The sequence below is a fragment of the Armatimonas sp. genome, assembly GCF_031410135.1.
Classification (GTDB): Bacteria; Armatimonadota; Armatimonadia; order Armatimonadales; family Armatimonadaceae; genus Armatimonas.
In genome coordinates this window covers 1-2,617 of record NZ_JANNYP010000225.1, presented here as the reverse complement: position 1 = coordinate 2,617, position 2,617 = coordinate 1, and the positions used below count along the sequence as shown (strand labels likewise).

Here is a 2,617-nt window from a genome sequence, read left to right as displayed (position 1 = left end):
ACTCCTCGGAGTCGTAAAGTGGGTCAATGCCTACCGTAGCGGTGACTATGTGGGGCGGCGGCTCTTACAGGAAAATGGAGTGGATGCTCCCGAGTGGGTCTACAACCGAGGTGTTGTCTCGGGAGCAATCGAGGAAGTTGGTATCGGGGAGGGGGCACACACGCACTACTGGGACTGGAGTGCCCCGGAGATCGCTCTGATCCTTGATGCACTTATCGCGGAGCCAGCTTCATCAGCAGCGCCTCAGTAGCGAGCTGGGCGTTGGCGTTTCGTGCTAAGTGACGCCGGAACTTAAAGAGGGTTTCCAGGCACTGCGCGAGCTGCTCGGGGCGATATCTTGCGGCGGCTTCGCGGGCCTGCGTGCGGCGGTCGGTGTGAAGAATCGGGGCATCGGGGCCACGGAGGGAGAGCTGTAACAGATCGCCGTACCAGGCGGCCAGCACATCCAGCGCCCGGCCCATGTCCCCACGCGACGATTTCTCCTCCGCATCTTCCTCACCCTTCTTGGCTTTCGGTGGGGCGGCGAGCTTTCGCAAGTCCTCCGCAAGCCGAAACGCGGCGATGGGCGGGGAGAGGGCGATTCGGTGCGCTAAGTCTAAAAGCTGGCCGCGCTGATCTTGAAGCTCTCCAGTTTCGGCGAGGCGGAAGGCTCGGCCTGGTGCACCCTCGGCATAGGCGGCCAGCGTGGCCGCATCGGGAATGCCGCGTGCTATGAGCGCTTTTTGAATCATCTCACGGGGCACGGCGGAGAAGCGCACGACCTGGCAGCGGGAGAGAACGGTGGGCAGGACACTGGTGATGCTGGGGGCGCAGAGAATAAACTGGACGTAGCGCGGCGGCTCCTCTAGGGCTTTGAGGAGCGAGTTGGCGGACTCTTCGTTAAAGGTCTCGGCCCGCTCGAACAAATACACCCGGCGCGGCGCGTTGATCGGCGCAAAGCTCAGGTTCTCCAGAGCGCCGGTCGGGTGGCCGGGACGGTTCCAGAGCTGCCAGATACGCGTCAGCTCACCGTCGGGGGCGATGCGCGTCAAATCCGGGTGCTGGTTCTCCGTGATGCGCTTGTTGTGCACGGGGGTATTGCCAAAGAGTGCCCGCACAAACGCCAGCGCCGTCGTGGTCTTGCCCACACTCTCCGGCCCCACAAATAGATACGCCTGCGGCACGGCATCGCGCTCCAGTGCGGCTTTGATCGTGGCAATCGCGGGTTCCTGGCCCAGAATCTCAGAGAAAGGCATGTCTAAGAGTTTACCCTACCAGCCCGTCTTGCCTTCGAGAGTCACGTTCTTTCCGTCTCGGGTCTTGATTGTTCCCAGCGGATAGTGCACTCCCTTGCCGCCCTGGTACTCCAAATCCGCTTGCTGTTTCTGATCGGGCGAGGTGATAAATTCGTCGTACTCCGAGTTCTTGGGATCGCGGTTCAGCGGACGGAGCCCCCGCACGGCAGGGTTCCAGACCTGGTCGGCGACTCGCACGAGCTTGCCATCGGGGAAGTATCTGACGGGATAGATAACGCCACGAAGGCCGGTGTCGTTTTTCGTACTCTGTGCCAGAAGCGTCTTCTCTGTTTTGGGGTCAAGCAGCAAGAGCGTCTCCTTTTCAAAGAGCGCCAATTGCGTTCCGTCTGGAGAGAGTGCAAAGCCTTGGTCTTGAGGACGGTGCTTAAACGTGCGTAGCTGCTTGCCGGTCGCAGTGTCGAGTGCCATCAGGGTGTCATTGAGATTGCACACCAGGATCTCTTTATCATCAGCAATGAACTGCGCTGCGGAGTTGTGGCGGGGAACTAAGACGTTTTTGGGTTCCGGGAAAGGAATCTTCCGCACGAGAGACCCCGTGGTCGCATCGTAGAGCGTGAGGACACCATACTGTGTGGTTAGTAGGTGCTTTCCATCATGCGAGACCGAGAGCTCGCCGACACCCTCGGGAGAGAGCGGCTTTTTCCAGCGCAGGTGGCCGGTGTCCGTCTCCCAAGCATAGAGATAGAACTCGGTTGTCTCAGGTTTTGAGAGATAGCCCGTCCCGAATAATATCTTTCCATCGCGAGAGAACTGAGCGGACTCGACAATCTGTCCGCGAAAAGGGGATTCCAGAAGGCTTCGATAGGCAAAAAAGCCAATCCCACCCAGGCCCGCCAGTGCCCCAAGGTAGCCTAACGCAACTCCGAGAGGTCGTGGAATGCTCACCAGCCCGTCTTAGCCTTCGAGCGTGACATCGGGCTGATTCTTGAGATAGGAGAGAATCCTGCCTAGAGGGTGGCGCTGGTTCTTACCACCACGCTCCTCCAGAGTGACAAAACGGTTATTCTCCGGCGAGTAGGCTGCACGGGGGATATCTAAAGTGGTTTCCAGGCCAGGTGTGCCAGGAGTCCAGATCTTCTCGCCAAACTGAAAACGCTTGCCGTCGGGGAGGAAGCGGAAGGGGTTGGTTTGGTAGGGCACCTCGACGGTCTGCTTGGCGAGTGTCTTGTCGGTGGCGAGGTCGCGCAGGACAAGTTGATTGTTTTGCTGAAAGACGAGCTGCTTGCCGTTGGGCGAGAGGGCGATATTAAAAATACTACGATCCGGTGCTACCCGTAGCTTGCGCTTGAGTTTGCCCGTAGTAGCATCCAGAACCACGGGGG

At 59.3% G+C, this 2,617-nt stretch carries 3 protein-coding genes and 1 pseudogene; 1 reads left to right on the top strand and 3 read right to left on the bottom strand.

Annotated features, from left to right (window positions below):
• The coding region (locus RMO15_RS08045; RefSeq protein ID WP_309710278.1) for a hypothetical protein at window positions 1-250 on the top strand (250 nt) is incomplete at its 5' end.
• On the opposite strand, the gene RMO15_RS08040 is transcribed toward RMO15_RS08045, so the two are convergent.
• The 3 genes and pseudogenes from RMO15_RS08040 to RMO15_RS08030 form a co-directional block, all read right to left on the bottom strand.
• Window positions 213-1,235 (bottom strand): hypothetical protein, encoded by a 1,023-nt coding sequence (locus RMO15_RS08040; protein WP_309710275.1) that lies wholly within the window; start codon window positions 1,233-1,235, stop codon window positions 213-215. The genes RMO15_RS08045 and RMO15_RS08040 overlap by 38 nt on opposite strands.
• A 15-nt stretch (window positions 1,236-1,250) precedes the next feature.
• Entirely contained in the window at window positions 1,251-2,180 is a 930-nt protein-coding gene (locus tag RMO15_RS08035) for a PQQ-binding-like beta-propeller repeat protein (RefSeq protein WP_309710273.1), read from the bottom strand.
• A gap of 9 nt (window positions 2,181-2,189) precedes the next feature.
• Window positions 2,190-2,617: pseudogene (locus RMO15_RS08030) on the bottom strand (hypothetical protein); the annotation flags it as partial.